This window comes from Brevundimonas bullata, from assembly GCF_003350205.1.
In the GTDB taxonomy this organism is placed as follows: Bacteria; Pseudomonadota; Alphaproteobacteria; order Caulobacterales; family Caulobacteraceae; genus Brevundimonas; species Brevundimonas bullata.
The window spans coordinates 1-25,890 of sequence record NZ_QLLC01000020.1; the positions used below are offsets into that span (position 1 = coordinate 1).

Here is a 25,890-nt window from a genome sequence, read left to right on the forward strand (position 1 = left end):
CGATCGTGCCGATGTTGCAGTGCGGCTTGTTACGTTCGAACTTTTCCTTGGCCATGGCCAAACTCCTGTGGCCCGGGTCCAAAGCGGAGGGGCGCTTCTGCTCAGTTCAAAAATCTGGAGCGGGTAGACGGGATCGAACCGACATCCTCAGCTTGGAAGGCTGCTGCACTACCATTGTGCTATACCCGCGCGAAGAATGCGTTGCCCCAACCTCTCGTAAGAGATTGGCGTTTCCGCACCCGATTCCTTTTCTGGGTTTCCGTCCTCTCGGCCTTGAAACGCGCGTGGTGGGGGAAGAAGGACTCGAACCTTCGAAGCTTTCGCAGCGGATTTACAGTCCGCCCCCTTTGCCACTCGGGACATTCCCCCAGCGCGCGTTTTCAAAACCGGTCTGGATACGCAACATCACGATCTTTCGATCATTTTGTCGCGAAAGCCTTCGTGTCCGGCGACGCCTGTAATAGAGGAAGCGCCTGACCCGAAGCCCTAGGGCCCAAATCGGAGGCCGTCTTATAGTGTCGTCATTTTCAGAACGCAACGACCGGAAACCCGGTAAAAAGCAGTCTTTCCACAAACGCGTGGAAAGCCGGCCCGAGAAAGGTTGGTCGCCTACGCCAACAGGCCGTTCCGGGGGCGATTCAGCCCCTAAAGCCCCGCGCGGCAAGGCGGAATCGGATAATTTTGTCTGGGGCCGCCATCCCGTTTTGGCCGCCTTGGCCAATCCGGCCCGCCGCGGCATGGGCCGTTTGATGGTCACAGAGGACCGAGCCGCTGAAATCGAACGGGAAAATCTGGCGAACGGCCACCGAATCGAGGTGATTGATTCGACCGCCCTCGCCCGAATGCTGCCCGCCGGCGCCGTTCACCAGGGCATGGTCTTCAAGGTTCAGCCGCTGGAAGGCGTCTCGCTGGAAGACATCGCCGAAGACGCCAGCGGCGTCATTGTCCTGCTGGATCAGCTGACAGACACCCAGAACGTCGGCGCCATCTTCCGCTCGGCCCTGGCCTTCGGCGCCAAGGGAATCGTCGTCCAGGACCGGCACTCGCCCGCCCTGGCCGGCGCCCTGGCCAAGGCGGCGGCCGGCGCGACAGAGCGCCTGCCCTGCGCCCGCGTGACGAATCTGAGTCGCGCACTGGAAAAACTGGCCGATCTGGGCTGGCGCGCCGTCGGTCTGGACGGTTCTGCTGAACAGACTCTGGAACAGGCGCTTGATTCGCGACCGACCGTTCTGGTCATGGGGTCCGAAGGCGACGGCGTGCGTCGTCTGGTGGCCGAGCACTGCGACATCATGGCCAAGATCCCCATGCCCGGCGGATTCGAAAGCCTGAACGTGTCCAACGCGGCGGCTATCGCCCTGTATGAAGTCGCCCGCGCGCAACGCCCGGCTTGATCTATCTCGCTCCCGCTGGCCTGCGTCGGCGGGAGCGAGTTTGCTGCGACGTCTTGGCGCAGCTTTCCTCGGGGCTTAATGAACCCTGATGGAATTTCTCTCTGACCCCCACCTCATCAGTCAGGCCACCGCTCTCGGCAAGGTTCTGATGATCGACCTGGTCCTGGCCGGCGACAACGCCGTGGCCGTGGGCCTGGCCGCCGCCGCCCTGCCCCAGGAACAACGCCGCAAGGCCATCCTGATCGGTCTGGCCGCCGCCGTCGTCATGCGCATCGGTCTGGCCCTGATCACCGTGCAACTGCTGGCCATCGTCGGCCTGCTGCTGGCGGGCGGTTTCCTGCTGCTGTGGGTGTGCTGGAAGATGTGGCGCGAATTGCGCGAACAGGCGACCCACGATCAGGCTGAAGCCGAGGCGGAGATTGAACGCGCCCTGGCCATCGAGCACGGCGGCGGTCCGTCCCCTGAGGAACTGGGCCTGAAGCGCAAGACCTTCGGCGCCGCCCTGCTCCAGATCATGATCGCCGACCTGACCATGAGCCTGGACAATGTGCTGGCTGTCGCCGGCGCCAGCCACGACCACCCCTGGATCATGGTCTTCGGCCTGATTCTGTCGATCGCCCTGATGGGTCTGGCCGCCAGCTTCATCGCCAAGCTGCTGAACCGCTATCGCTGGATCGCCTACGTCGGTCTGGTCATCGTTCTGTACGTCGCCCTGCACATGGTCTGGGACGGCGGACGTTCGGTCATCGTGCGTATGGGCCACGCCGATCAGTTCAACGCCTCGGCCCCCGCCTTCCTCGACATCGGCGAGGAAGAACAGGCCAAGCACATGAAACACGCCGGCGCGGGCAGCAAGGACGCGACCCCGGCGGGTCTGCCCGGCGCGCGGGAACAGCGAAATCCTCCAGCGGCGGACGCGGCGCCCGCCCAGTGACCTGATAGCAAAAAGGCCCGGAGCGATCCGGGCCTTTTCTCTATTCAACGCTCAGAGGTTACCCCTCGGCGCCGCCGAAGCGTTCGGTCCATTCGGCGACCTGGGCGTCCTCGATCTTGGCGAACAGGACGGCGGGCGCGGCGACCATCTGACCGGCGGGGACCAGGGTCAGCAGGTCGGCGTCGGCGTTCGGCCACGACAGGTCGGTCGCGCCGACCGTCGCGCCGATGCGCTCGGCGCTGCCCGGCATGAAGGGGACGGTGATGCGGGCGAAAAGGGCGACCAAGGACAGGCCGGTGCGGACCACCACGGCGGCGCGGTCGCGGTCGGTCTTCAGCGCCGTCCAGGGGGCGGCTTCCTGAAGATACTCGTTGCCCATGACCCAGAGGGCGCGCGCGGCTTGGGCCGCCTTGCGGAACTCCATGGCCTCGAACTCGGCGGTCAGGGTTTCCAGACCGGCCTTGATGTCCGCCGCCAGCTTGGCTTCCAGCGGGCCGGCTTCGCCGCCCTCGGGCACGACGCCGTCGAACTTGGATTCCGTGAACTTGACGATGCGGTTGACGAAGTTGCCCAGGACATCGGCCAGGTCCTTGTTCGTCGTCGCCTGGAACTGCTCCCAGGTGAAGGCCGCGTCAGAGTGCTCCGGGCCATAGGCGGTCAGGTGCCAGCGCCAGTAGTCGGCGGGCAGCAGTTCCAGCGCCTGATCCATGAAGACGCCCCGGCCCATGCTGGTCGAGAACTTGCCGCCGTACCAGTTCAGCCAGTTGAAGGCCTTCAGCTGATCGACCGTCTTCCACGGCTCGCCCGAGCCCAGGATGGTGGCGGGGAAGCTGACAGTGTGGAAGGCCACGTTGTCCTTGCCCATGAACTGGACGTAGCGGACATCGTCGGCGCCTTCATCCAGACGCCACCACGAGCGCCAGTCGCCGCCCGTCGCTTCCGCCCACTCCTCGGTCGCGCCGATGTATTCGATGGGGGCGTCGAACCAGACGTAGAAGACCTTGCCCTCCATGCCCGGACGCGGGCCGCCGTCGGGACCGACGACCGGCACGCCCCATTTCAGGTCGCGGGTGATGCCGCGGTCGATCAGGCCTTCGTCCAGATGTTTGTAGGCGATGGAGCGGGCCAGCGGCTGCCAGCCTTCCGAGCGGGCGTCGACCCAGGCACGGACTTCGTCAGCCACCTTGGTCTGCAGCAGATAGAGGTGACGGGTGTCGCGGACCTCAAGATTACGGCTGCCTGAAACCGCTGAATAGGGGTTGATCAGGTCGGTCGGGTCCAGCAGGCGGCCGCAGTTGTCGCACTGGTCCCCGCGCGCCTTTTCGTAGGCGCAGTGCGGGCAGGTCCCCTCGACATAGCGGTCGGGCAGGAAGCGGGCGTCGTCGATCGAATAGATCATCCGGTCGACGCGCTCCTCGATCAGGCCGCGCTGTTCCAGCACCTTGGCGAAGTGCTGGGTCAGGCGGGTGTTCGGGGCGTTGGAGCTGCGGCCGAAAACGTCGAAGGACAGGCTGAAGGCCTCGCCGGCCTTCTTCTGGACCTGATGCTGCTCGTCGCAATAGGTGCGGACATCCTGGCCGGCGGCGGCGGCGGCCAGCTCGGCCGGGGTGCCGTGCTCATCGGTGGCGCAGACATAGAGGACGTCATGGCCGCGCCCGCGCATGAAGCGCGCCCAGACATCGGCGGGCAACATGGACCCGGCCAGATTCCCAAGGTGCTTGATGCCGTTGATGTAGGGCAGCGCCGAGGTGATGAGGATGCGGGCCATGGTCGTCCAGTCTGCGGGAGGAAGCAGACGGATATAGAGGGCGAAACCCGAGGCGTCACCCCGCCGTCACGCCTCAGGCCGGCAACCGCTTCGCTATCCGCACGAACCGGCCGATCAGCAGCGCGCCGGAGATCAGGCTGGCCACGATGACCGACCAGACCAGACCGTCGACGCCGATCCGGTGGGCCAGCCACCAGCCCAGCGGGATCATGATGATGCCGTAGGACAGAAGGTGCATCAGCGTCGGCCAGACCACGTCGCCCGACGCGCGGTTGGCCTGGGCAGCGACGACCTGCTGGGCGTCGGCGACGAAGAAGAGGGTCGCCAGCACCAGGGCCGGGGCTGCGATGGCCAGGATGGCCGGGTCGGTCGTATAGGCGCTGACCACCAGGGGCGCGGTCAGCCACAGGCCGATGGCGATGATGAAGGCCAGGACCGTGACCACGCCGATGCCGGCCAGGCCCCCGCGCATGACGCCGTCCCGGTCGCGCGCCCCGTAACTGCGGCCCACCAGGACCGCCGTCGCCGAGCCCAGGCCCATGGGCACCATGAAGACGATGGCGGAGACGTTGATGACCACGGCCCAGCTGGCGGTCTCGGCGGCGCCCAGCTGGCCGGCGAAAACGGTCATGGCGGCGAAGGCGCCGACCTCGATGAAGTTGGACGAACCGGCGCCGACGCCGACCTTGACCTGCTCGCGCTCGACCGCCTTGTCGCGCTTGGGCTTGCTGAAGACGCCCAGAGCCCTCGCCTCGGGCAGGCGCAGGATGAAGATGACGAGGAAGATCGCCAGCGCGGTGCGCGCGCCGAAGGTGGCCCAGGCCGAGGCGACCGCGCCGTCGACGCCCAGCCCCAGAAGGTCTGGCACCAGCATCAGATTCAGACCCAGGTTGACGGCGTTGGCGACCCACATGGCCACCATCCCCGCCTTGGGCCGATGCAGCCCCTCGAGGAAGAACTGGGCCGCGACCGAGATCAGATAGGCCGGCATCGAAAGCGCGAAGACCATCAGGGCGGGCGAAGCGCCCTCGCCCAGTCCGTCTTCCAGACCCATGTGCTGCAGCCCGAACGGCCCCAGCAGCATCAGGGCGAACATGGAGACGAAGCCGATCTGCAACGCATAGACCATGCCCCGGCGCAGCACGGCGCCGACCTCGTCCTTGCGGCCCTCGCCCAGCAGGCGGGCGGTCATGACCTGTACGCCCATCATCAGGCCGACCGCCGTGGTCAGGACGACCGACGACGGCGCCCAGGCCAGGGAGTGATAGGCCAGTTCGCGGCTGGCGTAGTGGCCGACGACGATGGCGTCGGTCAGGCCCATGGTCATGATGCCCAGACGCGCCAGCACGACCGGCCAGGCCAGCTTCAGCAGCTCGGACAGGGTCTCGCGGGTCTTGAAGCTGAACAGGGCGTTGGTCATGGGAGCCGGGACAGGCCACGGCGGCGGCCAAAGGTCAATACTCGCGACCTAAAGCCACGAAAGGGTCACCAAGCGCCGAGTTCGCGCAGCTCCCGCGCCAGATCGTCCGGCAGGTCCGTCGCCTCGGCCACGGACAGGTCCGGCGGCACGTCCTTGGGCTCCAGATAACGCCAGCCCTGAAACGGCCGCCGGGCCAGGGGCGCGGTGCGGATGACCTGACTGTCCAGCTTGATCTCGCAGCGGCTGGCCTTGCCCTCGCCGACCGTGGTGATGTCGAGGATGCGCTGACGGCAGGTCACAGAGCCCTTCATGACCCAGTAGAGCGAACCGCCGTCCTCGATCTCGACGGCGCGCTTGGGCGTCATGCGGGTGTGGACGATGCGCCAGTCGGAACGGGCCGCGTTCGCCTCCAGCGTCTCGACCTCGGACACGCCGACGCAGAGTTTGATCATGTGAAGGGGCATGGGGGTGCAGATAGTCTCTTGGCGGGATTGGCGAAACCACCTCTTCCGTCATCCCGGGGCCGCGCAGCGGACCCAGGTCCCAGACGGCGGCTCTGATCCAGCCCTGCCCGTGTTTGAAGCCGATGTCTGGGTCCCGGATCGGCCTGACGGCCGTCCGGGATGACGGCGGGGTTAGTCGGCCTTCACCACGGCCAGAACCGCGCCGTCCACGACCTGATCGCCGACGGCGACGTTGAACTCGGCCACCACGCCGTCGAAGGGCGCGGTCAGGGCGTGCTCCATCTTCATGGCCTCCAGCACCACGACGGGCTGGCCCTTGGTCACGACGTCGCCGGCCTTGGCGGGCGCGGCCACGATCTTGCCGGGCATGGGGGCGCGCAGGCCGCCGTCGGAGGTGGAGCCGCCAGCAGCAGCTGTCAGACGAGGAAGGAACTCGAATACATCGCCTTCCTCAAAGACCACGACGCGGCCGTCGCCCGTTTCAGCCATCGCGACCTGTTCACCGTTGATGAAGACAAAAGCAGGCGAGCCCAGCGCCTGGAAAGTTCCATCGTCGGTGCGAAGATCAAAGGTGGAATGACGCGCCGCGCCACCGTGAACGCCGAGCAACTCACCCTGCACACGCTCGCCGTCGTGATAGAGCGTAACCCCAGTCTTGGCTGAGGCGTTCATACGGAACGCGAACAGGCCGTCGTTCCAAGGCGGAGCTGCATTGTTGTAATCGAAGACGGCTTCGTCAGCGCGGATTCCGACTGCGGCAAGTGCAGCCGCGATACTTAGCGAAGAAGGCTTCGCAGCGATCAGCAACGCCTCCTCCGCCCCAATGAAGCCCGTGTCCACGTCGCCCTCGACAAAGCGCGGGTGGTCCAGGCAGCGGGCCAGGAAGCCGGCGTTGGTGCGGACGGGCCAGACCTCGACCTCGCGGCAGGCGTCGGCCAGGCGGGCGGCGGCGGCTTCGCGGCTGTCGGCGTGGACGATCAGCTTGGCGATCATCGGGTCGTAGAACTGGCTGACCTCGCCGCCCTGCTCCACGCCGGTGTCGACACGAATGTCGTCCGGCATGACGAAGTGATCCAGCCGCCCGATGGACGGCAGGAAGCCGTGGGCCGGGTCCTCGGCATAGAGACGGGCCTCCATGGCCCAGCCCTTCATCGGGATGTCGGCCTGGGCCAGCGGGATGGGTTCGCCCGACGCGACGCGCAGCTGCCATTCGACCAGATCGACGCCGGTGATGGATTCCGTGACCGGGTGCTCGACCTGCAGCCGGGTGTTCATTTCCATGAACCAGATGCGGTCGGCCTTCAGCCCGTCAGAGGCGTCGGCGATGAACTCGATGGTGCCTGCGCCCTGGTAGTTCACGGCCTTGGCGGCGCGGACGGCGGCGGCAGTGACGGCGTCGCGGGTGGCCTGATCCATGCCCGGCGCAGGCGCCTCTTCGATCACCTTCTGGTGGCGACGTTGCAACGAGCAGTCGCGCTCATGCAGGTGGACGACATTGCCGTGGCTGTCGCCGAAGACCTGCACCTCGATGTGGCGCGGGCGGGTGATGTAGCTCTCGATCAGGACGCGCGGATCGCCGAACGACGACTGGCCCTCGCGCTGGGCCGAAGCCAGACCATCGGCGAAGTCCTCGGCGCGGTCGACCTTCTTCATGCCCTTACCGCCGCCGCCGGCGACCGCCTTGATCAGGACGGGATAGCCGATGCGCGCCGCCTCGGCCGTCAGGGTTTCGACCGACTGGTCCTCGCCCTGATAGCCGGGGGTGACGGGCACGCCGGCCTCGATCATCAGCTTCTTGGCCGCGTCCTTCAGGCCCATGGCGCGGATCGAGGACGGCTGCGGGCCGATCCAGACGATGCCGGCCGCCATCACCGCCTCGGCGAAGTCGGCGTTCTCGGACAGGAAGCCGTAGCCGGGGTGGATGGCCTCCGCCCCCGTCGCCTTGGCCGCCGCCAGCACCTTGGCCGCATCCAGATAGGATTCGCGCGCCGCCGCCGGGCCGATCAGCACCGCATCGTCCGCTTCGCGAACGTGCAGCGCCTGAGCGTCGGCCTCGGAATAGACGGCGATGGTGCGCAGGCCCATGCGGCGGGCGGTGCGGAAGACGCGGCAGGCGATCTCGCCGCGATTGGCGACCAGGACGGACTTGAACATGGCGGTCTTGAACTCTGCCTCTGCAAATGGGCGCCCTGCTCCACCTTGCTCCTCCCTGTTCGCAAAGCGAATGGGGAGGTGGCGCGGCGCCGAAGGCGACGTGACGGAGGGGGCGACTCCACGGCTGACGTTTACGTCGCCCCCTCCACCACTTCGTGGTCCCCCTCCCCACGCGTGGGGAGGAAAGAAGTCTTATTGCGCCCAGCTGGGGGCGCGTTTGTCGAGGAAGGCGCGGACGCCTTCCTGTCCTTCTTCCGAGACGCGAGCGCGAGCAATGCGCTTGGCGGTCTCTTCCAGCAGGCGATGGTCGATCGTTTCGCCCGCCAGGTCGTTCACCAGACGCTTGGCCTCGCCCATGGCGCCGGGCGCGCAGGTCGTCAGGCTGTCGGTCAGCATGGAGATGAACTCATCTACCGAACCTTCTGGCAGGACCAGATCGATCAGACCGGCATGGGCGGCGTAGTCGGCGTCGAAGGTGTTGGCGGTCAGGAACAGCTGGCGAGCGCGACGGGCGCCGACGGCTTCGATGACATAGGGAGCGATGGTCGCGGGAATCAGGCCCAGCTTGACCTCAGAGAAGGCGAAGCGCGCGCCCTCGACCGCCACGGCCATGTCGCAGGCGGCGACGATGCCCGCCCCGCCGCCCATGGCCGAGCCCTCGACCAGGGCCACCGTCAAGGCCGGCACATCGTGCAGGGCCTTGAGCATTTTCGCCAGACCCACGGCGTCGTCGCGGTTGTCGCTCTCGGACCAGCCGGCGGCGTCGGCCATCCAGTTCAGGTCAGCGCCCGCGCTGAAGGTGCCGCCCGCGCCGCGGATGAAGACCACGCGCACCCGGTCCGCGCCGTGCAGGGTCTCGAACGCTTCATAGAGGGCGGCGATGGTGGCGGCGTCGAAGGCGTTCTTCTTCGCCGGACGGTTGATCGTCACGAAGACCACGCCCGACGGCAGGGCGTCGATCTTGACCAGCTCATTGTCCGCGTCCGGCGCCGGATCGGCGACGAAGGGATGGGCGATGGCGTTCATCTCGGCGGCCTCGGCGTCGGTGATGTCGAGGGCATTCAGGTCTTCTTCGGTAGGTTGGTCAGTCATGGATGGCTCCTTCAAGCTCTGAACGCCTGAAATGTCTTCCTTCTCCACTTGGGGGAGAAGGTGGCCTGCGGAGCAGGTCGGATGAGGGGGCGATTTCCCCATTTGTGCCGCGCGAAGGCGGATCGCGTCCAGCAGGATATTGGGATTGTGCAAAAATGCTTCGTTTGAGAAGCGGACAACGGCGAAACCCGCCTCGGCGAGGCGATGGTCGCGCAGGGCGTCTTCGGCCTCGCGCAGGCGATGAACGCCGCCGTCCAGTTCGATGACCAGCTTGAGGTCGAGACAGAGGAAGTCGGCGACATAGCCGGCGACAGGGGTCTGACGCCGGAATTTCCAGCCTTCGAAGCCGCGATTGCGCAGCAGGGCCCAGAGGCGGGACTCGGCTGGCGTGGTGTCGGCTCGGAGACGACGGGCACGGCGCGTTCGGTCAGGCGACTGATGCATAAGGCCCAGCCTAACCCCTTCTCCCCTCGGGGGAGAAGGTGGCTTGCGCCAGCGAGACGGATGAGGGGGCCGTCGGCTCCATGCTCCTTGTTCGCGCTTGCCTGCAGATAGCGCCCCCTCATCCGACCTGCTCCGCAGGCCACCTTCTCCCCCGAGGGGAGAAGGATTCTTGGAGTGCCAAGGATGCAATTTACATCCTGAACACGCCGAAGCGCGTTTCGGGGATGGGGGCGTTCAGGCTGGCGCTGATGGCCAGGCCCAGGACGTCGCGGGTCTGGGCCGGGTCGATGACGCCGTCGTCCCAGAGGCGGGCGGTGGCGTAATAGGGGTTGCCCTCGTCCTCGTACTTCTGACGGATCGGGGCCTTGAAGGTCTCGGCTTCGTCGGCGCTCCAAGTGTCAGCGTCGCGGTGAACGGTGGCCAGGACGCTGGCCGCCTGCTCGCCGCCCATCACCGAAATCCGGCTGTTGGGCCAGGTGAAGAGGAAGCGGGGCGAATAGGCGCGACCGCACATTCCGTAGTTGCCGGCGCCAAAGCTGCCGCCGATCAGGACGGTGAACTTGGGCACCTCGGCGCTGGCGACCGCCGTGACCAGCTTGGCGCCGTGCTTGGCGATGCCCTCGGCTTCGTACTTGCCGCCGACCATGAAGCCCGAGATGTTCTGCAGGAAGAGCAGCGGAATCTTGCGCTTGCAGGCCAGTTCGATGAAGTGCGCGCCCTTCTGGGCGCTCTCCGAGAACAGGACGCCGTTGTTGGCCAGGATGGCGACCGGATAGCCCCAGATGCGGGCGAAGCCGCAGACCAGGCTGGTGCCGTACAGGGCCTTGAACTCATCGAAGTCCGAGCCGTCGACGATGCGGGCGATGACCTCGCGCACGTCATAGGGGGCGCGCACGTCGTCGGGGATGATGCCGTAAAGCTCTTGCGGGTCCAGGGCGGGGGCGCGCGGCTCGCGCACGTCCAGCGGCACGTCCTTGACCGTGTTCAGGTTGGCGACGATGGAGCGGACGATCTCCAGCGCGTGCTCGTCATTCTCGGCCACATGATCGACCACGCCGGACTTGCGGCCGTGAGTTTCAGCCCCGCCCAGTTCTTCGGCGGAGATGATCTCGCCGGTGGCGGCCTTCACCAGAGGCGGACCGGCCAGGAAGATGGTGCCCTGGTTGCGCACGATCACCGTCTCGTCGGACATGGCCGGGACATAGGCGCCGCCCGCCGTGCAGGAGCCCATGACGCAGGCGATCTGCGGGATCGACCGGGCCGACATCCGCGCCTGATTGAAGAAGATGCGGCCGAAGTGGTCGCGGTCGGGGAAGACCTCGGCCTGGTGCGGCAGGTTGGCGCCGCCCGAATCAACCAAGTAGACGCAGGGCAAATTGTTCTGCTCGGCGATTTCCTGCGCCCGCAGGTGCTTCTTCACCGTCATGGGGAAGTAGGCGCCGCCCTTCACCGTGGGGTCGTTGGCGACGATCATGACCTCGCGGCCCGAAACGCGCCCGACGCCGCAGATCATGCCCGCGCCGGGGGCTTCATCCCGATACATGCCGTTGGCGGCCAACTGGCCGACCTCGAGGAAGGGCGAGCCGGGGTCCAGCAGGCGCTCGACCCGGTCGCGCGGCAAGAGCTTGCCACGCGCCACATGGCGCTCGCGGCTGGCGTCGGAGCCCCCGCGCGCGGCCTTGGCGACCTTATCGAAAAGTTCGTCCCGCAGGGCGCGATTGTGCGCATCCAGCGTTTTGAAAGCAGGACTGTTGCGATCGACGGCGGAAATCAGCTTGGGCATGCCCAAGGTTTAGGAGGCTTCCGCCTCGGGGGGAAGCGTCCGCTTTCCTGTCGAACGGATTCCGGCCTAAACCATCCCCATGGTTGCTGAACGTCACGACACGCTGCCCGACACGTTGGAAGCCGCCCTCGCGCGGGTCTTCGACGGCGCCAGGAACACCCGCGCCAGCTGGTTCGCGCTGACGCGGGGCGAGCGGCTGTTCTCGGCCGGAGATCCCGCCGACACCCTCTATCTGCTGCGCGCCGGGCGGCTGGGCGTGTTTCGCGACGACAACGGACGCGGGCAACAGTTCGTCGGCGTCATCAAGCCGGGCGATCCCGTCGGCGAGATGGCCATGCTGGCGGGCACGACCCACATGGCCAATGTCGTGGCTCTGCGCGACAGCGACGTGATCGCCCTGCCCCGTGACGCCTTCTTCGAGGCGGCCCGCGCCGAGCCCGCCCTGATGGCCGAACTGGGCCAGATCATGCTGATGCGGGCGCGCGAGCGGAACTCGACCGGATCAGACCCGACCGTCTTCGGTTTCGTCTCGGCGCGCGCCCAGCCGATTCGCAGTTTCGTCGAGCGGGTCGCGCGGGCGGTCGAGTCCCAGGGCTTCAGCTGCCGCATCATCGACCACAGCGCCCTGTCGTCCGCCGCCGAGTGGTTCTCGGGCGTGGAGGACGCGTACGACTACGTCCTCTATATTGCCGAATCCGATGAGCCAGGCTGGGCCTCGCTGTGCGCCCGGCAGGTGGACCGGATCTTTATCGTGGGCGACGCCGACCACAGGCCGCAGGCGCCCGTCCTGCCGCCTGAGATCGAGGACGAAGCCCACCCCCTGAGCGACCTCATTCTGCTGCGTCCCGCGCATATGGCCCGGCCCACCAGGACGCGGGCCTGGCTGGAGGCGTTCAAGCCCGGTCGCTGGTTCCATGCCGTCGAGGGCCTGTTTGACGACACCGCGCGGATTGCCCGTATCGTCACCGGCTCGGCGGTCGGGGTAGTGCTGTCGGGCGGCGGCGCCCGGGCCTATGCTCACATCGGCGCCCTGAAGGCCTTGCGCGAAGCCGGCATGCCGATCGACTTCATCGGCGGGTCCTCCATGGGCGCCGTCATCGCCGCCGGCCCCGGCCTGGGCTGGTCCGACGATGAGTTGGACGAACGCATCCGCAGGGCCTTCGTCGAATCCGATCCCCTGTCGGACATCGCCTTCCCCATCATCGCCATGACCCATGCCCGCAAGGTCGCGCGCCTGATGCAGGAGGCCTATGGCGACGTGAATATCGAAGACATGCCCCTGCCCTTCTTCGCGGTCTCGACCAACCTGACATCCGGCAAGGTGGAGGTGCATCGCGAGGGGATGCTGCGCCACGCCCTGCGGGCCTCGATCTCCATTCCCGGCGTCATGCCGCCGGTGGTGATGAACGGCCAGGTGCTGGTCGATGGGGCCGTGCTGCGCAACTTCCCCAGCGAGGTCATGCGCCGCCTGAACAGCGGACCCGTCGTCGGCGTGGACGTGTCACAGACGCGTGGCGTCGATCCCAAGGCGCTGGAAGATCCGCCGTCCTGGTGGCGCTGGATCGTCTCGGGCGCCTGGAAGAAGGGGCCCCCGATCGTGTCGGTGCTGATGCGCTCGGCCACCCTGACGACCGAGGCCGAACTGATGCAGGCGCGGGCGGACACCGACCTGCTGATCCTGCCCAGGCCCGAGGGCGTCGATATCCGCGACTGGAAGGCCTACGCCCCCGCGGTGTCTTCAGGATACGCCGCGGCGAAGACGGCCCTGGCGACGCTGAAATGCCCGGTCGAGCACCTGCATCGGCGCCGCGTCAACGACGCTGCGCCACAAGAAACAGCCGAGGAAATGGTAGAAGCGTCGCTCCGTCCCGACGCTGTGGAAACGCCTCGGACAGTCGCAAGCTGAGAGCGGTCAGGAAGGCCTCGCGCAGGGCCGTGTCGCCTGCCAGGGCGGTGAGATAGGGTCGCAACGCCGTTCCCTTCATCCACTCCAGCGCGGCGTTCTCGCCCGCCAGAACGTGCAGATAGGTCGTCGACCAGATGTCGATGTCGTTGCAAAGCGGCGCCAGAGCCTCGTAATAGGCCTCGGCAGGCAGAAGGGGCGCGATCGGGTCCACGCCGGTCAGGACCGAGGCCCACGGCCCCTCGGCCGCCGCCTCACGCATGATCGTATGGTGGCGCGTCTCCCAGGCCATGGGCATCTGCACCGCCAGCAGGCCGCCGGGCGCGAGGGCGCCAGCCAGATGAGCGAACAGGGCCGTGTGATCGGGCAACCATTGCAGCGAGGCGTTGGCGAGAATCAGGTCGGCGGGGCGATCCGGCGCCCAGGTCGCGATGTCGCCGACCGACCAGTCGATGTCGGCGGACAGGGCGCGGGCCTGCTCCAGCATGGCGGCGCTGGAATCCAGGCCGTATACCCTGGCGTTCGGGTGGCGGCGCTTCAGCAGGGCGGCGTGCTGGCCGGTTCCGCAGCCCAGATCCCAGATCTCGGCAGGATCAAGTTCCTCGGGCAGGCGCACGAGAAGATCGAGCGCGGCGCGGTCGCGCTGGGCTTCAAATCGGTTATACTGGCGGGGGTCCCAAAGGGGGAAAGCGTCGCTCATATCGTCACCACTCCACGTCGCCGAAAGCGATTCGTGGGAGTGATGGTACCGCCTCTCAGGCTTGAACTGAGGACCTCCGGTTCCACAAACCGGCGCTCTAACCAACTGAGCTAAGGCGGCGCGATCAACGCGAGGCCGGTTCTCTAGCGGGCCTCGCCCCGGTCAGCAATATGCATTTGAAGGAATTTCACTTTATCCCCCGTCAGTTCCAGCCTCGGCTGGCGATATACTGCTGCAAGGCGGTGATCCGCGTCTGGTCCGAGGGGTGGGTCGAGGCGAACTCGGGCGTGCCCGACTGGCGCTGTTGCGCCATCAAGCGCCAAAGCGCGATGGATTCCGAGGGCTTGTAGCCGGCGGCGGCGACGTAATCGACGCCCAGACGGTCGGCTTCCAGCTCATGGCTGCGCGAAAAGGGCAGCAGCAGACCCAGTTGCGCACCCATGCCGCCCAGGGCGCCGATGGCCTGCGAATAGTCCCCTGCCCGGCTCTGGACCGCACCCAGGACCAGACCCGTCGTCGATTGGGTCGAATAGCGTTCGGCGGCGTGACGGGCGACGACGTGACCGACCTCATGGCCGATGACGGTCGCCAGTTGATCATCGTTCTGGACCAGCTTCAGCAGACCCGTGGTGACGCCGATCTGACCCGACGGCAGGACGAAGGCGTTGGGGCTGGCGTCCTCGAACACCGCATAGTCCCACTGGCGCCCCGCGAGCCCCGCCGCCTGAACCATCCGCCCGCCGACACGGCGCACACGTTCGTTCTGCGCGGCGTTGGTCGACACCTTCTGCGACCGCAGCGTCTCGGCCCAGGCGGCGTTGGACTGCTGCATCAGGGCGCTGTCGTCGACGATCAGGAACTGATTGCGGCCGAGGCTCTCGTTGTAGGCGCAGGCGCCCAGGCCGATCGTGGTGACGGCGGCGATGACGGCGACGAATGTCTTCATGGCAAAGCCCTCTGATTATTCCTGCCGAACATGAGCAAGCTTGCCTCTTCGCGCCAGTCCCGCCGCGCTGATCAGCGGACAAAGAAAAACGCCCCGGAGTTTCCTCCGGGGCGTTCAACCTGATCTCTAGAGAGATCCTTAGTCCAGACGGAAGCGGGTCGTGAACTCGACGCGGGCGCCGACGGCGGCGCCGTCAACAGTCCGCGGCGCCAGACGACCCGAACGGGCCGCCCGAAGAACCGCTTGGCCGAAACCGGCGCCGGCGGGATCTTCATCCACAACGCGACAATCCGAGAGGCTGCCGTTCGGGGCAACCGCGCAGTTCACCTTGGCCGAACCCGATTCGATGCCGCGCGATTGGGCGCGTTCCGGGAATTCCGGCGCGACCTGGCGGGACCAGCTCGGGTTAGTGATGACCGAAGGCTTCGGCGGCGCGGGAGGAGCCGGCGGAGGCGGCGGAGGGGGAACCTCCATCAGCTCGACGTCGACGGCCTCGTCCTCGTAGGTCATCTCCTTCAACACGAACTTGTTGTTATACAAGTACAGGCCCGCCAGGGCGTGAACGATCACCGAGACGGTGATGCCCACGACGGCGCCGGTCGAAAGCTTCTTCTTCTTCTTCGGCGGATCCAGAATCGGATCGCGGTGGACGTGAGGTTCAGCTGTCATGCTATGCGCCCCGCCCCCTTACGAGTTGTCTTCGCCAACCAGGGCGACGCTGTAGAAACCATTGTCCTGGAGGGCGTTCATGACCTGCATGAAGTCGCCGTACCGGGTCTGCTGGTCTGCACGAATGAAAATACGTTCTTCCGAAGGGTTCCTGCGTCCGATCTGCACCCGCAGGTCATCGCCCAAAGCACCGGGAGAAGACTTGAGGTCGCCGATCCACACGTCGCCATCGTTCTGGATGGAGATGAAGACCGGCGTCGGCGGATTCTTGCCCGGAGGCGCGACGGCGCGAGGCAGTTTCACCGGCACCGACACGGTGGCGAGCGGAGCCGCCACCATGAAGATGATGAGGAGGACGAGCATGATGTCCACGAAGGGTGTGACATTGATCTCGGCATTAGCCTCGACGGTGTACTTGCCGCCGCCGGAACCGGAAAGTTTGGCGGCCATCCGTCTTACGCTCCCTTGTCGAGCTGACGCGAGATGGCGTTGATCAGTTCAGCGTTGAAGCCGTCCGAACGCGTGCCGTAGTTCGAGATACGCGTGTTGAAGTAGTTGTAGAAGATAACGGCCGGGATAGCGGCGAACAGGCCGATACCCGTAGCCAGCAGGGCTTCAGCAATACCCGGAGCAACGACGGCCAGGTTGGTCGTGTTGGACTCGGCGATGCCGATGAAGGAGTTCATGATGCCGTAAACGGTGCCGAACAGACCCACGAACGGACCGGTCGAACCCGTCGAAGCCAGGAACTGCTGGCCGCCCGAGAGGCGCTTGGGCAGACCGGCTTGAACGGCGGCGACGGCGGTTTGGGCGCGCAGCAGAGCCGAGTCGCGGTGATCGCCGGTGACGCTCAGGCCAGCCTGACGCGACAGTTCGATTTCTTCGGTAGCGGCGGCGGCCATGTCGGCCAGCGGGTTGCCGTCGAACTCTTCCGAGGTCGAAACGCGACGCATGTCAGCGATGGTGCGAGCGCCGCGGAAGGCTTCCAGGAAGCGGTCGGTGGCTTTGTTCAGCGCGCCGAACTCCAGCAGCTTGATGAGCAGCAGGGTCCACGAGAAGATCGAGGCCAGCAGCAGGCCGATCATGACGATCTTAACGACGGCCGTGGCTTCCATGAACATGGAGACCGGGGTGATGCCGCCGCTGTGACCGCCGGAAACCGATTCACTGACCGTGGTGGGGTCAGCGGCCGGAGCAGCAGCGTCAGCAGCCGGAGCAGCAGCATCGGCGGCCGGAGCGGCGGTCGAGGCGGCGGCTGCCGGAGCGGCCGGGGTTGCGGCGTCTTGCGCCAGAACCGGCGAGCTCGCCATCAGGACGGCAGCGCCGGCCAGTGCGAGGAGGATATTCGTCTTCTTGCTAGCGAGCATTGTTCGCCAGTTCCTGCTTTGGTCTGACACGTGGAACCCAAGACACGGACCGCGTCAGTCGGCCGTCCCTATAATGAAATTTCACCACCGACGAGATCGAGCCCGCCGAGTGGAACCGCCCCCGCAACGGTCGTTCGAAAACAACCGTCGCCGCCAAGGTCCAGGACACAATATCCCGGTAGCCCCGACCTGCAAGCAGGAATGCGGTTAAGACCCTTTGGCGAACGCCTATCTTAGCGTCAAGTCCGCAAAGTTTCTTTTCCCCTTCGCACGTGCAGCAATCGGGAAGTTCGGCAAAATATTTGCGATTTTTGTAATGTTGGCGACACGAAAGTGTCGCATCACGCCGGGTTACGGGCATGCAATGCCCATGGCGAAATTTAGACCATTTTAGGGCAAGGCTTTCCCCGCGAGGGAAAGACGTGAGTTGTAGGGGGAGTGGTGCCTGGAGGCGGGTTCGAACCACCGACACGCGGATTTTCAATCCGCTGCTCTACCAGCTGAGCTATCCAGGCCACGCGACGTCGCCGCGAGAGGCGGGTCTATAGGCGAGGCTGACGGGGCTGTCCAGACGCCAATTCACTCAATTCAGCGATCTTTTTCATCTTCGGCCACTTCGTCGGTCGGAACGGCGTAGCCGCCGGTGAACCAGCGTTGCAGATCCACGTCGGCGCATCGTTTGGAGCAGAAGGGCTTGTAGGCTTCGACAGCCTTCTGGCGGCGGCAGATGGGGCAGAGCGACATTAGGGAGCCTCTTCTATTCTGACGGCGCCGGCGGCCATCGACGGATCAGCCAGGAGACCGCCCCTCGGGCCGAGGGCCTCGACCAGGGGCGCAGCCAGCGCCGCCGCTTCAGGCGCACAGCGCGCGACAAAGCGCGGCGTGGCGGGATCGGACAACAGGGCCAGACGCAACTGGCGCACTATATCTATGCTGCGCGCCTCCAAACTAGGTCGTCCCGCCCCGTCGAGCAGTCGTTCATCCAGCGGCGTCCTTCGCCACGGCAGGGACAGTTGCATCAGGCCGAACCGGCTCAACGGCCCGAACGCCGCCTGCGGTTCCCCCGCGAAGGCTGCGCGCGCCATCTTCATTATAGTGTCGCCGTGCAGCCCGACGCCGATCAGGTCGATCACGATCAGACCGCCCCACCCCTTCAGCGTCAGCAGCCGGGCGGCGTGAGCCAGGCCCTCGCGATTGGCCGTCTCGCGGTTCTTGCGGGAATCACGGCCCGGCGCAGGGGCATGGTCGATGTCGACGGCGATCAGGGCGCGGGTGCGCTGGATCATCAGGTCCAAGCCGCAGGAGGGATCGACGACGCTGGAGGACAGCGCGTCCTCCTCGGCCTCGAGGGCGGCGCGAATCGCAGCTACTCCGGTCTGAGGCGTGACGCCAGGCGCCAAGACAGAGAGAATCGCAGCCACGTCCGGCCCCGGCGCCAGCAGGCGCGGCTCGCCCGACGCGTCACCGAGACGGCGCAGCACCGGGCCTTTGCGTTCGCGGGGTTCGGCGGAGACTTCGACCTCGACCTTGGTCCCCTCCCCCGGTTTGTCGTTCTGGCCCAGAGGCAGGAACCCATAGGGCTCGCCCGCACCCAGATCGACGAAGGCGCCGCGCAGGGCCGGTTCGACCCGCGCGATGCGCCCCACGCTGCGCGCGCCCAGCCGATCGCTCGGCTGGTCGCTGTCACGCTGGATAATCAGATTGTGGTAGCGCCCCTTGCGGGCGATGACGCCGCGGGTCTCGCCCGGCGCCTGATCGAGGAAGACCTCGATACCGGCCATGTCAGGCGATCCTGGGCCGCCAGCCGGCGCCCCGAAGCAGATTGGCCGCTTCATAGAGAGGCAGACCCATGACGGCGGGATGACTGCCGACGATCCGGCGCACGAAGGCGGCGGCCGCCCCCTGGATGCCGTATCCGCCCGCCTTGCCGCGCCATTCGCCTGAGGCGACGTAGGTGGCGATCTCTTCGGCGGACAGGGTCTTGAACGAGACCCGGGTGTCGACGACGCGGCAGGTCGTCTGACCGCCCGCGATCACAACGACGCCGGTGAAGACGCGGTGATTGCGGCCCGACAGCAGTTCGAGGAAACGCCTGGCCTCGGCCTCGTCCGCCGGCTTTTCCAGCAGGCGACGGCCCAAGGCCACCACCGTGTCGGCGGCCAGGACGATGGCGTCGGGCGACCGCGCGGCCACGACCTCGGCCTTGCCGCGCGCCAGGCGCTCGGCCAGACGCATCGGCGTCTCGCCTTTCAGCGGGGTCTCGTCGATATCGGCGGGATCAACATGATCGGGAACCACCCCGATCTGCGCCAGCAGTTCAATGCGGCGCGGGCTCGACGAGGCCAGAACCAGCCTCGGAGCCGAAAGGTCAGGACGCGACACGCGCGTCCTTACTTGAAGCGATAGGTGATGCGGCCCTTGGTCAGGTCGTAGGGCGTCATTTCAACCAGCACCTTGTCGCCCGCCAGGACGCGGATGCGGTTCTTGCGCATCTTGCCGGCGGTGTGGGCGATGATCTCGTGGTCGTTTTCCAGCGTTACGCGGAAGGTGGCGTTCGGCAGCAGTTCGCTGACGGTGCCGGGGAACTCGAGAAGCTCTTCCTTGGCCATGCGGTCTCTCTCACCCGAAAAACAGCTTAAGGCTCGCGTCGGGTGTGAACGCGAGCCGTGAAGGAGGCGCCTAATGCACCAAAATGCCGAAATAGTCGAGTTCAGCCGCGTCGATAGACGGCGCAAACCAGCGTGAACAGCCGACGGGCGGTTTCCTTGTCGATCTCGACCTTGCCTTCGAGGCGACCTTTAAGCAGTTCGGCGCCCTCGTTGTGCAGACCGCGACGGCCCATATCGACCGACTCGATCTGGCTGGGCGAGGAGCCGCGCAGGGCCTCGTAGTAGCTTTCGCAGATCAGGGCGTAGTCGCGGATCACCGTCTTCATCGGCGACAGCGACAGGACGTGGGTGCGGGCGAAGTCCGGCCCTGTGATGTCGAAGGCCAGGCGGTTGTCCTGCGACGACAGGCGCAGGGCGTAGGGCCCGCCCGCGGCGCCCTCGGGCGCAAAGCTGTTCTGCTCGACCAGATCAAAGATGGCGACGCGGCGCTGATGCTCGATCTCGGCGGTGGCGGCCGGAAGGGTCGCGGCGTCCACCTCGATGGCTGTCAGCTTGTGCGGTCCGCTCATGGCTTGGTCTCGTCCAGGTGGGTCGGGGCCATGCGCGCAGGCCAGCGGTCCGACAGGTCGGTCAGCACGGCGTCCAGGCACTCCACGTCGATTCGCAGATCGCCGCCGCCGGCGAACATCAGGATGACCCGTCCGCCGGGGGCCTCGGTCGGTTCGAAGTCGAGGGCCAGCAGCTCCAGCGCCGATTCGGGCGCGCGCGGCAGGCGGCGACTCTTGACCGCCTCGACGTCGCCGAACTGCATGGCGGACATGACGCGCGTGCCGCCGCATTCCCAGCAAAAGCGCGACAGGACAATGGTCAGGCGCCGCGCTTCCCTTTCCCAGCTGATGTCGACGGGACGCATGATGGCGTCCTGAAGCGCTGCCGAGATGATCTGCAGATCGACGGCGTCCTCGGCCAGCAGGCGCAAGGGCTCCATCGGCGCCAGGGATTCGGCCGCCGCGTCGTTGTCAGAGACCGCCTGGACCTCAGTGCTCATCCGCCTCGCCTTTCACGCGCCGGACATCGGCGCCGCAGGCTCCCAGCTTTTCTTCCATCCGCTCGAAGCCGCGATCCAGATGATACACACGACCGACCGTGGTTTCGCCCTCCGCGACCAGACCGGCCATGACCAGGCTGATCGAGGCGCGCAGATCGGTGGCCATGACCGGGGCGCCGTGCAGCTTCTCGACGCCGCGCACATGGGCCTCGCCCGCGTGGACCGAGATGTCGGCGCCCAGACGCGCCAGCTCGGGCGCGTGCATGAAGCGGTTCTCGAAGATGTTCTCGTGGATGACGCTCTCACCCTCGGCGGTCGTCATCAGGGCCATGAACTGGGCCTGCAGGTCGGTGGCGAAGCCCGGATAGATCTCGGTCGTGACGTTGACGGCCTTGAGCCGCTGCGTCGGGTCGCGGCGCACGATGAGGCCGTCGGCGGTCGGCTCGGCCTCGACGCCGGCCTCGATCATTTTGTCGGTCAGGGCGGTGATCAGGTCGGCGCGGCCCTTGGTCAGGCGCACTTCGCCCCCGGCCATGGCCGCGGCCAGGGCATAGCTGCCCATCTCGATGCGGTCGGGAATCACCGACCAGGTCGTGCCGTTCAGCGACGTAACGCCGGTGATGGTCAGGACATCGGTGTCCAGGCCTTCGATCCTGGCCCCCATGGCGATCAGGCAACGGGCCAGGTCGCCGATTTCGGGTTCGCGGGCCGCGCGTTTCAGCACCGTCGTTCCATTGGCCAAAACAGCCGCCAGCAGGGCGTGCTCGGTCGCGCCGACCGAGACGAAGGGAAACTCGATCTCGGCCCCGTGCAGCCCCTTGGGCGCATGGGCGGAGACATAGCCCTCTTCCAGTTCGATCGCCGCCCCCATGGCGGCCAGCGCCATCAGGTGGAGATCGACGGGCCGGGCGCCGATGGTGCAGCCGCCCGGCAGGGAGACCTTGGCGTGGCCCATGCGCGCCAGCAGCGGCCCCAGGACGTTGAACGAAGCCCGCATCTGGCGAACCAGATCATAGGGGGCGAAGGTCGAGGTCAGTTCGGGGGCGTGGAACAGGGTCTCTTGGCCGTCAGCGCCATCGCGTTCCGTCACCTGAACGCCGAACTGCTGCAACAGCTGGCCCAGGAAGCGGGTGTCGGCGAGACGCGGCATATTGGTCAGCAGCAGGGGCTGATCCGTCAGGATCGAAGCCGCCATCAGCTTGATGGCCGAATTCTTGGCGCCGCTGACCTCGATCTGGCCGTTCAGGCGGTTGCCGCCGTGGATGACGATGCTGTCCATGGAATCTTTCGCGGCCGGAAACACTGCGCCCCGGCGAACCGCTTATCTAGCAAGCCCTTACGCCCTCGCGAAAGAGCCGTATGCGCGCAAGGACGATGACTTTCAGTTGCGCTCTGTCGCGGGGCGCGGCGCGGCGGTCGGCGCCTTGCGGCGCTTGAGGTTGGTGCGCAGGGCGGCGGCCAGCCGAACGGCCCGTTCGGCCTTGGCCTTCTGTTCACGGGTCGGCTCCACGACCGGAGCTAGGGGAACGGCGTCTTTGGGCGGGGTATCCATGGCGTGCAGCAGACCGCGTGCAAAGTTTTTGATCAAGCGTGCATTTTCCACTTGGCCCGGCCGAAGCCGTTGGCTATACGGCCGCTTCCTCAGTGAGGGCCGCCGTAGCTCAGTGGTAGAGCGCATCCTTGGTAAGGCTGAGGTCGTGGGTTCGATTCCCCCCGGCGGCACCATCCGGACCCTTGCAGATCAACAATTTGCAAGGGTCCGGGCCAATCTTCCCGACAATCCAATGCGATGTCCTGACGCAGGTGATTTGCGCCTGCTCGGCCCCTGACGTCTGGTCAAGACCGCTCCGCTCCCGCTAGACCTTGCGACCTCAGTTCGAGGGGTTTGGGGGCTTTCATGAAGCGCAGTTTGTTGACCACCGTCGCGGCCCTGGCCGTGGCCTTCCCGGCGTTCGCGCAAAATGCGCCGGCCAGCGATTCGACGGCGGCCGCCGCCCCCACGACGCCGGACAAGCCCAAGTGGGACGTTCAAAATCCGCCGGGCGCGTCGCATGACGCGACCATCGACGTCACCGAGGGCACCTGGATGTCGCTGGACGTCAGCCCTGACGGCCGCGAGATCGTCTTCGACCTGCTGGGCGACATCTATGTCATGCCGATCAGCGGCGGCGAGGCCCGCGCCATCGCCTCGGGCGTGGCCTGGGACATGCAGCCCAAGTATTCGCCGGACGGCCGCTCCATCGCCTTCACCTCGGACCGGGGCGGCGGCGACAACCTGTGGGTCATGGACCGCGACGGGTCGAACGCCAAACAGGTGTCGAACGAGACCTTCCGCCTGCTGACCCAGCCCGACTGGTCGCCGGACGGCCAGTTCATCGTCGGCCGCAAGCATTTCACCTCGTCGCGTTCGCTGGGCGCGGGCGAGATGTGGATGTACCACCGCGCGGGCGGCGGCGGCGTGCAGCTGACCGAGCGCCGCACCCAGCAGAAGGACACGGGCGAGCCCGCCTTCTCGCCCGACGGCCGCTATCTCTACTTCAGCGACGACGCCACCTCGGGCGGCGTGTTCGACTATTCCAAGGACCCGAACACCCAGATCTATGTGATCCGTCGCCTGGATCGCGAAACGGGCGAGGTCACGCCCTTCGTCACCGGCCCGGGCGGCTCGATTCGCCCCACCCCCTCGCCCGACGGCAAGTCCCTGGCCTTCATCCGGCGTGATCGGTACAAGTCCGTGCTCTACGTCATGGACTTGGAATCGGGCCGCGAGACCCCGATCCACGACGCCCTGGACCGCGACCTGCAGGAAACCTGGGCCATCCACGGCGTCTATCCGACGATGAGCTGGACCCCCGACAACCGCGCGATCGTCTTCTGGGCCGGCGGCAAGATCCATCGCATCGACGTGGCCTCCAAGGCCGTCAGCGAAATCCCCTTCCACGTGGCCGACACCCGTCGCGTGCAGGAGGCCGTGCGCTTCCCCGTCGAGGTCGCGCCCGACCAGTTCGACGTGAAGATGGTCCGCTGGGCCCAGACCTCGCCTGATGGGTCGAAGGTGGTGTTCGAGGCCCTGGGCAATCTGTGGATTCGCGATCTGAGGAACGGCGTGGCCGGGACGCCCCGTCGTCTGACGCGCCAGAGCGACCACTTCGAGCTCTATCCCGCCTGGTCGCGTGACGGCCGCTCCATCGTCTACACGACCTGGAACGATCAGGACCTGGGCACGCTGCGAGTGATCCCTGCCAGCGGCGGCGAAGGCCGCGTCATCAGCGCGCAGCCCGGTCATTATCTGGAGCCGCAGTTCTCGCCGGACGGCCAGACCGTCGTCTATCGCACCTCCAGCGACGGCTTCCTGCGCACGGCCCTGTGGAGCCGCGAGCCCGGCGTCTATCGGACCTCGGTGCGCGGCGGCCAGCCGACCCTGATCACCGACGAGGGGTCGAACCCGAAGTTCGGCGCCCGCAACGACCGGGTCTTCCTGACCGCGCGCGACGGCGACAAGCGCGTGCTCAAGTCGGTCAACCTGTCGGGCGACGACGAACGCACCCACCTGAGCAGTGAATGGGCGGCCGAGTTCTCAGTCTCGCCTGACGAGCACTGGGTGGCCTGGACCGAGCGCTTCAACGCCTATGTCACGCCCTTCGTCGCCACGGGCCGCGCCGTCACGGTCGGCGCCGAGACCAAGGCCCTGCCCCAGACCCGCGTCACCCGCGACGCCGGCGAATGGCTGCACTGGTCCGGCGATTCCAGCCGCCTGCAATGGTCGATGGGACCGGAGTTGTTCTCGCGCCCGCTGCAAGAAAGCTTCGCCTTCGCCGAAGGCGCGCCCGCCGAACTGCCCAAGCCCGCCGAGCATGGAATCAAGATCGGCTTCAGCGCCGACTACGCCAAGCCCTCGGGCCGCGTGGTCCTGAGCGGCGCCCGCCTGATCACCATGAAGGGCGACGAGGTCATCGAGGATGGCGTGGTCGTGATCAACGGCAACCGAATCGAGGCCATCGGCCCGCGCGGCTCCGTGACGGTCCCCACTGACGCCCGCGTCATGGACATGGCCGGCAAGACCATCATCCCCGGCCTGGTGGACGCCCACTGGCATGGCTCGATGGGCTCGGACGAGATCATCCCGCAGCAGTCCTGGGTCAACTACGCCGCGCTGGCCTTCGGCGTGACCACCATCCACGACCCGTCCAATGATTCGAGCGAGATCTTCGCCCACAGCGAACTGGCCAAGGCCGGTCGCGTGGTGGCCCCGCGCATCTTCTCGACCGGCACCATCCTGTATGGCGCGGCGACGCCCTTCACGGCCCAGGTCGATGATCTGGACGACGCCATGTCCAACCTGCGCCGGATGCAGGCCGTCGGCGCCTGGAGCGTCAAGAGCTACAACCAGCCCCGCCGCGACCAACGCCAGCAGATTCTGGCCGCTGCGCGCGAGCTGGGCATGATGGTCGTGCCCGAGGGCGGGTCCCTGTATCAGCACAACATGAGCATGGTGGTGGACGGCCACACCACGATCGAGCACTCGATCCCGCTGGCCCGCCTCTATGCCGACGTGCATCAGTTGTGGCGTCAGACCAAGGTGGCCTACACCCCGACCCTGGTCGTGGCCTATGGCGGCAACTGGGGCGAGAACTACTGGTATCAGGCCTCGGAGGTGTGGAACGACCCGATCCTGACCCGGTACGTGCCGCGCCGCATCCTGGACAGCCGCGCCCGTCGCCCGGTCCATGTGCCCGAAAACGAGCTGAACCACATCGACATCGCCCGCGAAGCCAAGCGCCTGTCGGACGAGGGCGTGTCGGTGCAGATCGGCGCCCACGGCCAGCGCGAAGGCCTCGGCGCCCACTGGGAGCTGTGGATGTTCGAGCAGGGCGGCATGACCCCGCATCAGGCCCTGCGCGTCGGCACCCTGAACGGCGCCGCGGCGCTCGGCATGGACAAGGACATCGGCTCGCTGGAGACCGGCAAGCTGGCCGACCTGGTCGTGCTGGACGCCAACCCGCTGGAGAACCTGCGCAACACGGTCAAGATCGGCTACACCATGATCAACGGCCGCATCTTCGACAATCAGATGAACGAGGTGGGTCAGGCTCCGCGTCAGCCCTTCTGGCATCAGAGCGCCGAGGGTCAGGCCTGGAGCGCGGGGGCTGCCTCCGCCGAGGCGGATGCGCACGGCCACAGCCACGGCCACGACTGAC

General features: G+C 66.6%; 23 protein-coding genes, 5 tRNA genes and 1 pseudogene. 5 read left to right on the forward strand and 24 right to left on the reverse strand.

Annotated features, from left to right (window positions below):
- Positions 1 to 115: 115 nt before the first annotated feature.
- Positions 116 to 189, reverse strand: a tRNA-Gly gene (locus tag DXK21_RS10625).
- A 96-nt stretch (positions 190 to 285) separates the two neighbouring features.
- Positions 286 to 369 (reverse strand) — tRNA-Tyr (locus tag DXK21_RS10630).
- Between the two features lie 209 nt (positions 370 to 578).
- On the opposite strand from DXK21_RS10630, the gene rlmB reads away from it, so the two are divergent.
- Both rlmB and DXK21_RS10640 read left to right on the forward strand, forming a co-directional pair.
- Positions 579 to 1,391: a 23S rRNA (guanosine(2251)-2'-O)-methyltransferase RlmB gene (rlmB, locus tag DXK21_RS10635; protein WP_114817760.1), complete on the forward strand. Its 813-nt coding sequence runs from the start codon at positions 579 to 581 to the stop codon at positions 1,389 to 1,391.
- Between the two features lie 88 nt (positions 1,392 to 1,479).
- The gene (locus DXK21_RS10640) at positions 1,480 to 2,325 is read left to right on the forward strand and encodes a TerC family protein (RefSeq protein ID WP_114817761.1); all 846 of its coding nucleotides are present in this window, start codon (positions 1,480 to 1,482) and stop codon (positions 2,323 to 2,325) included.
- Between the two features lie 58 nt (positions 2,326 to 2,383).
- On the opposite strand, the gene metG is transcribed toward DXK21_RS10640, so the two are convergent.
- The 7 genes and pseudogenes from metG to DXK21_RS10670 all read right to left on the reverse strand — a co-directional run bounded on the left by metG (position 2,384) and on the right by DXK21_RS10670 (position 11,450).
- The gene (gene metG / locus DXK21_RS10645; protein ID WP_114817762.1) at positions 2,384 to 4,093 is read right to left on the reverse strand and encodes a methionine--tRNA ligase; all 1,710 of its coding nucleotides are present in this window, start codon (positions 4,091 to 4,093) and stop codon (positions 2,384 to 2,386) included.
- A 73-nt stretch (positions 4,094 to 4,166) separates the two neighbouring features.
- On the reverse strand, positions 4,167 to 5,513 hold the full coding sequence (locus DXK21_RS10650; RefSeq protein WP_114817763.1) for an MATE family efflux transporter: 1,347 nt from the start codon (positions 5,511 to 5,513) through the stop codon (positions 4,167 to 4,169).
- A gap of 65 nt (positions 5,514 to 5,578) precedes the next feature.
- Entirely contained in the window at positions 5,579 to 5,977 is a 399-nt protein-coding gene (locus tag DXK21_RS10655; protein ID WP_114817764.1) for a DUF1489 family protein, read from the reverse strand.
- Between the two features lie 171 nt (positions 5,978 to 6,148).
- A complete protein-coding gene (locus DXK21_RS10660) occupies positions 6,149 to 8,131 on the reverse strand; it encodes an acetyl/propionyl/methylcrotonyl-CoA carboxylase subunit alpha (RefSeq protein ID WP_114817765.1) in 1,983 nt (660 codons plus the stop codon).
- A gap of 192 nt (positions 8,132 to 8,323) precedes the next feature.
- The gene (locus tag DXK21_RS10665) at positions 8,324 to 9,223 is read right to left on the reverse strand and encodes an enoyl-CoA hydratase-related protein (RefSeq protein WP_170136961.1); all 900 of its coding nucleotides are present in this window, start codon (positions 9,221 to 9,223) and stop codon (positions 8,324 to 8,326) included.
- A 129-nt stretch (positions 9,224 to 9,352) separates the two neighbouring features.
- A pseudogene (locus DXK21_RS16670) lies at positions 9,353 to 9,667 on the reverse strand (endonuclease domain-containing protein); the annotation flags it as partial.
- A gap of 190 nt (positions 9,668 to 9,857) precedes the next feature.
- Positions 9,858 to 11,450 carry a carboxyl transferase domain-containing protein gene (locus tag DXK21_RS10670; protein ID WP_114817767.1) on the reverse strand — a complete coding sequence of 531 codons (1,593 nt, stop codon included), beginning with the start codon at positions 11,448 to 11,450 and terminating at the stop codon, positions 9,858 to 9,860.
- Between the two features lie 79 nt (positions 11,451 to 11,529).
- Between DXK21_RS10670 and DXK21_RS10675 the strand changes: the two genes are divergently transcribed.
- Positions 11,530 to 13,356, forward strand: coding sequence for a patatin-like phospholipase family protein (locus DXK21_RS10675; RefSeq protein ID WP_114817768.1), 1,827 nt, complete (start codon positions 11,530 to 11,532; stop codon positions 13,354 to 13,356).
- Here DXK21_RS10675 and DXK21_RS10680 read toward each other — a convergent pair.
- The 15 genes from DXK21_RS10680 to DXK21_RS10750 form a co-directional block, all read right to left on the reverse strand.
- Positions 13,262 to 14,053, reverse strand: coding sequence for a methyltransferase domain-containing protein (locus DXK21_RS10680; protein WP_114817769.1), 792 nt, complete (start codon positions 14,051 to 14,053; stop codon positions 13,262 to 13,264). The genes DXK21_RS10675 and DXK21_RS10680 overlap by 95 nt on opposite strands.
- A gap of 43 nt (positions 14,054 to 14,096) precedes the next feature.
- Positions 14,097 to 14,173, reverse strand: a tRNA-His gene (locus tag DXK21_RS10685).
- Between the two features lie 82 nt (positions 14,174 to 14,255).
- The gene (locus DXK21_RS10690; RefSeq protein ID WP_114817770.1) at positions 14,256 to 14,999 is read right to left on the reverse strand and encodes a M48 family metallopeptidase; all 744 of its coding nucleotides are present in this window, start codon (positions 14,997 to 14,999) and stop codon (positions 14,256 to 14,258) included.
- A 138-nt stretch (positions 15,000 to 15,137) separates the two neighbouring features.
- Positions 15,138 to 15,668 carry an energy transducer TonB gene (locus DXK21_RS10695; protein WP_114817771.1) on the reverse strand — a complete coding sequence of 177 codons (531 nt, stop codon included), beginning with the start codon at positions 15,666 to 15,668 and terminating at the stop codon, positions 15,138 to 15,140.
- Positions 15,669 to 15,686: 18 nt separating this feature from the next.
- Positions 15,687 to 16,118: an ExbD/TolR family protein gene (locus DXK21_RS10700; protein WP_114817772.1), complete on the reverse strand. Its 432-nt coding sequence runs from the start codon at positions 16,116 to 16,118 to the stop codon at positions 15,687 to 15,689.
- Between the two features lie 5 nt (positions 16,119 to 16,123).
- Complete coding sequence (locus DXK21_RS10705) at positions 16,124 to 17,035, reverse strand: MotA/TolQ/ExbB proton channel family protein (RefSeq protein ID WP_114817773.1); 912 nt, start codon at positions 17,033 to 17,035, stop codon at positions 16,124 to 16,126.
- A gap of 439 nt (positions 17,036 to 17,474) precedes the next feature.
- A tRNA-Phe gene (locus DXK21_RS10710) sits at positions 17,475 to 17,550 on the reverse strand.
- 73 nt (positions 17,551 to 17,623) lie between these two features.
- On the reverse strand, positions 17,624 to 17,779 hold the full coding sequence (locus DXK21_RS10715) for a DNA gyrase inhibitor YacG (protein ID WP_114817774.1): 156 nt from the start codon (positions 17,777 to 17,779) through the stop codon (positions 17,624 to 17,626).
- Positions 17,779 to 18,816, reverse strand: coding sequence for a ribonuclease E/G (locus DXK21_RS10720; RefSeq protein WP_114817775.1), 1,038 nt, complete (start codon positions 18,814 to 18,816; stop codon positions 17,779 to 17,781). Before DXK21_RS10720 ends, DXK21_RS10715 begins: the two co-directional genes overlap by 1 nt.
- 1 nt (position 18,817) lies before the next feature.
- Positions 18,818 to 19,417: a Maf family protein gene (locus DXK21_RS10725; protein ID WP_114817776.1), complete on the reverse strand. Its 600-nt coding sequence runs from the start codon at positions 19,415 to 19,417 to the stop codon at positions 18,818 to 18,820.
- 8 nt (positions 19,418 to 19,425) lie between these two features.
- Positions 19,426 to 19,644 carry a translation initiation factor IF-1 gene (gene infA / locus DXK21_RS10730; RefSeq protein ID WP_008261544.1) on the reverse strand — a complete coding sequence of 73 codons (219 nt, stop codon included), beginning with the start codon at positions 19,642 to 19,644 and terminating at the stop codon, positions 19,426 to 19,428.
- Positions 19,645 to 19,745: 101 nt separating this feature from the next.
- Entirely contained in the window at positions 19,746 to 20,213 is a 468-nt protein-coding gene (locus DXK21_RS10735) for a UPF0262 family protein (RefSeq protein ID WP_114817777.1), read from the reverse strand.
- Positions 20,210 to 20,692: a DUF2948 family protein gene (locus DXK21_RS10740; protein WP_114817778.1), complete on the reverse strand. Its 483-nt coding sequence runs from the start codon at positions 20,690 to 20,692 to the stop codon at positions 20,210 to 20,212. Before DXK21_RS10740 ends, DXK21_RS10735 begins: the two co-directional genes overlap by 4 nt.
- Entirely contained in the window at positions 20,682 to 21,971 is a 1,290-nt protein-coding gene (gene murA, locus DXK21_RS10745) for a UDP-N-acetylglucosamine 1-carboxyvinyltransferase (RefSeq protein ID WP_114817779.1), read from the reverse strand. The genes DXK21_RS10740 and murA overlap by 11 nt, the downstream gene beginning before the upstream one ends.
- Positions 21,972 to 22,073: 102 nt before the next feature.
- Complete coding sequence (locus DXK21_RS10750; RefSeq protein WP_114817780.1) at positions 22,074 to 22,280, reverse strand: hypothetical protein; 207 nt, start codon at positions 22,278 to 22,280, stop codon at positions 22,074 to 22,076.
- A 62-nt stretch (positions 22,281 to 22,342) separates the two neighbouring features.
- On the opposite strand from DXK21_RS10750, the gene DXK21_RS10755 reads away from it, so the two are divergent.
- Together DXK21_RS10755 and DXK21_RS10760 are read left to right on the forward strand one after the other, a co-directional pair.
- Positions 22,343 to 22,417 (forward strand) — tRNA-Thr (locus DXK21_RS10755).
- A 184-nt stretch (positions 22,418 to 22,601) separates the two neighbouring features.
- On the forward strand, positions 22,602 to 25,889 hold the full coding sequence (locus tag DXK21_RS10760) for an amidohydrolase family protein (protein WP_326970164.1): 3,288 nt from the start codon (positions 22,602 to 22,604) through the stop codon (positions 25,887 to 25,889).
- The last annotated feature ends 1 nt before the right edge of the window (position 25,890 follow it).

Excerpts from the sequence above, each read along its gene's own strand:
- DXK21_RS10695 (WP_114817771.1), bottom strand. The coding sequence starts at position 15,668 with ATGACAGCTGAACCTCACGTCCACCGCGATCCGATTCTGGATCCGCCG.
- DXK21_RS10700 (WP_114817772.1), bottom strand. The coding sequence starts at position 16,118 with ATGGCCGCCAAACTTTCCGGTTCCGGCGGCGGCAAGTACACCGTCGAG.
- DXK21_RS10715 (WP_114817774.1), bottom strand. The coding sequence starts at position 17,779 with ATGTCGCTCTGCCCCATCTGCCGCCGCCAGAAGGCTGTCGAAGCCTAC.
- DXK21_RS10655 (WP_114817764.1), bottom strand. The coding sequence starts at position 5,977 with ATGCCCCTTCACATGATCAAACTCTGCGTCGGCGTGTCCGAGGTCGAG.
- DXK21_RS10680 (WP_114817769.1), bottom strand. The coding sequence starts at position 14,053 with ATGAGCGACGCTTTCCCCCTTTGGGACCCCCGCCAGTATAACCGATTT.
- DXK21_RS10640 (WP_114817761.1), top strand. The coding sequence starts at position 1,480 with ATGGAATTTCTCTCTGACCCCCACCTCATCAGTCAGGCCACCGCTCTC.
- infA (WP_008261544.1), bottom strand. The coding sequence starts at position 19,644 with ATGGCCAAGGAAGAGCTTCTCGAGTTCCCCGGCACCGTCAGCGAACTG.
- DXK21_RS10660 (WP_114817765.1), bottom strand. The coding sequence starts at position 8,131 with ATGTTCAAGTCCGTCCTGGTCGCCAATCGCGGCGAGATCGCCTGCCGC.
- DXK21_RS10670 (WP_114817767.1), bottom strand. The coding sequence starts at position 11,450 with ATGCCCAAGCTGATTTCCGCCGTCGATCGCAACAGTCCTGCTTTCAAA.
- DXK21_RS10705 (WP_114817773.1), bottom strand. The coding sequence starts at position 17,035 with ATGCTCGCTAGCAAGAAGACGAATATCCTCCTCGCACTGGCCGGCGCT.
- DXK21_RS10665 (WP_170136961.1), bottom strand. The coding sequence starts at position 9,223 with ATGACTGACCAACCTACCGAAGAAGACCTGAATGCCCTCGACATCACC.
- DXK21_RS10735 (WP_114817777.1), bottom strand. The coding sequence starts at position 20,213 with ATGAGCGGACCGCACAAGCTGACAGCCATCGAGGTGGACGCCGCGACC.
- DXK21_RS10720 (WP_114817775.1), bottom strand. The coding sequence starts at position 18,816 with ATGGCCGGTATCGAGGTCTTCCTCGATCAGGCGCCGGGCGAGACCCGC.
- DXK21_RS10740 (WP_114817778.1), bottom strand. The coding sequence starts at position 20,692 with ATGAGCACTGAGGTCCAGGCGGTCTCTGACAACGACGCGGCGGCCGAA.
- metG (WP_114817762.1), bottom strand. The coding sequence starts at position 4,093 with ATGGCCCGCATCCTCATCACCTCGGCGCTGCCCTACATCAACGGCATC.
- murA (WP_114817779.1), bottom strand. The coding sequence starts at position 21,971 with ATGGACAGCATCGTCATCCACGGCGGCAACCGCCTGAACGGCCAGATC.
- DXK21_RS10690 (WP_114817770.1), bottom strand. The coding sequence starts at position 14,999 with ATGAAGACATTCGTCGCCGTCATCGCCGCCGTCACCACGATCGGCCTG.
- DXK21_RS10650 (WP_114817763.1), bottom strand. The coding sequence starts at position 5,513 with ATGACCAACGCCCTGTTCAGCTTCAAGACCCGCGAGACCCTGTCCGAG.
- DXK21_RS10675 (WP_114817768.1), top strand. The coding sequence starts at position 11,530 with ATGGTTGCTGAACGTCACGACACGCTGCCCGACACGTTGGAAGCCGCC.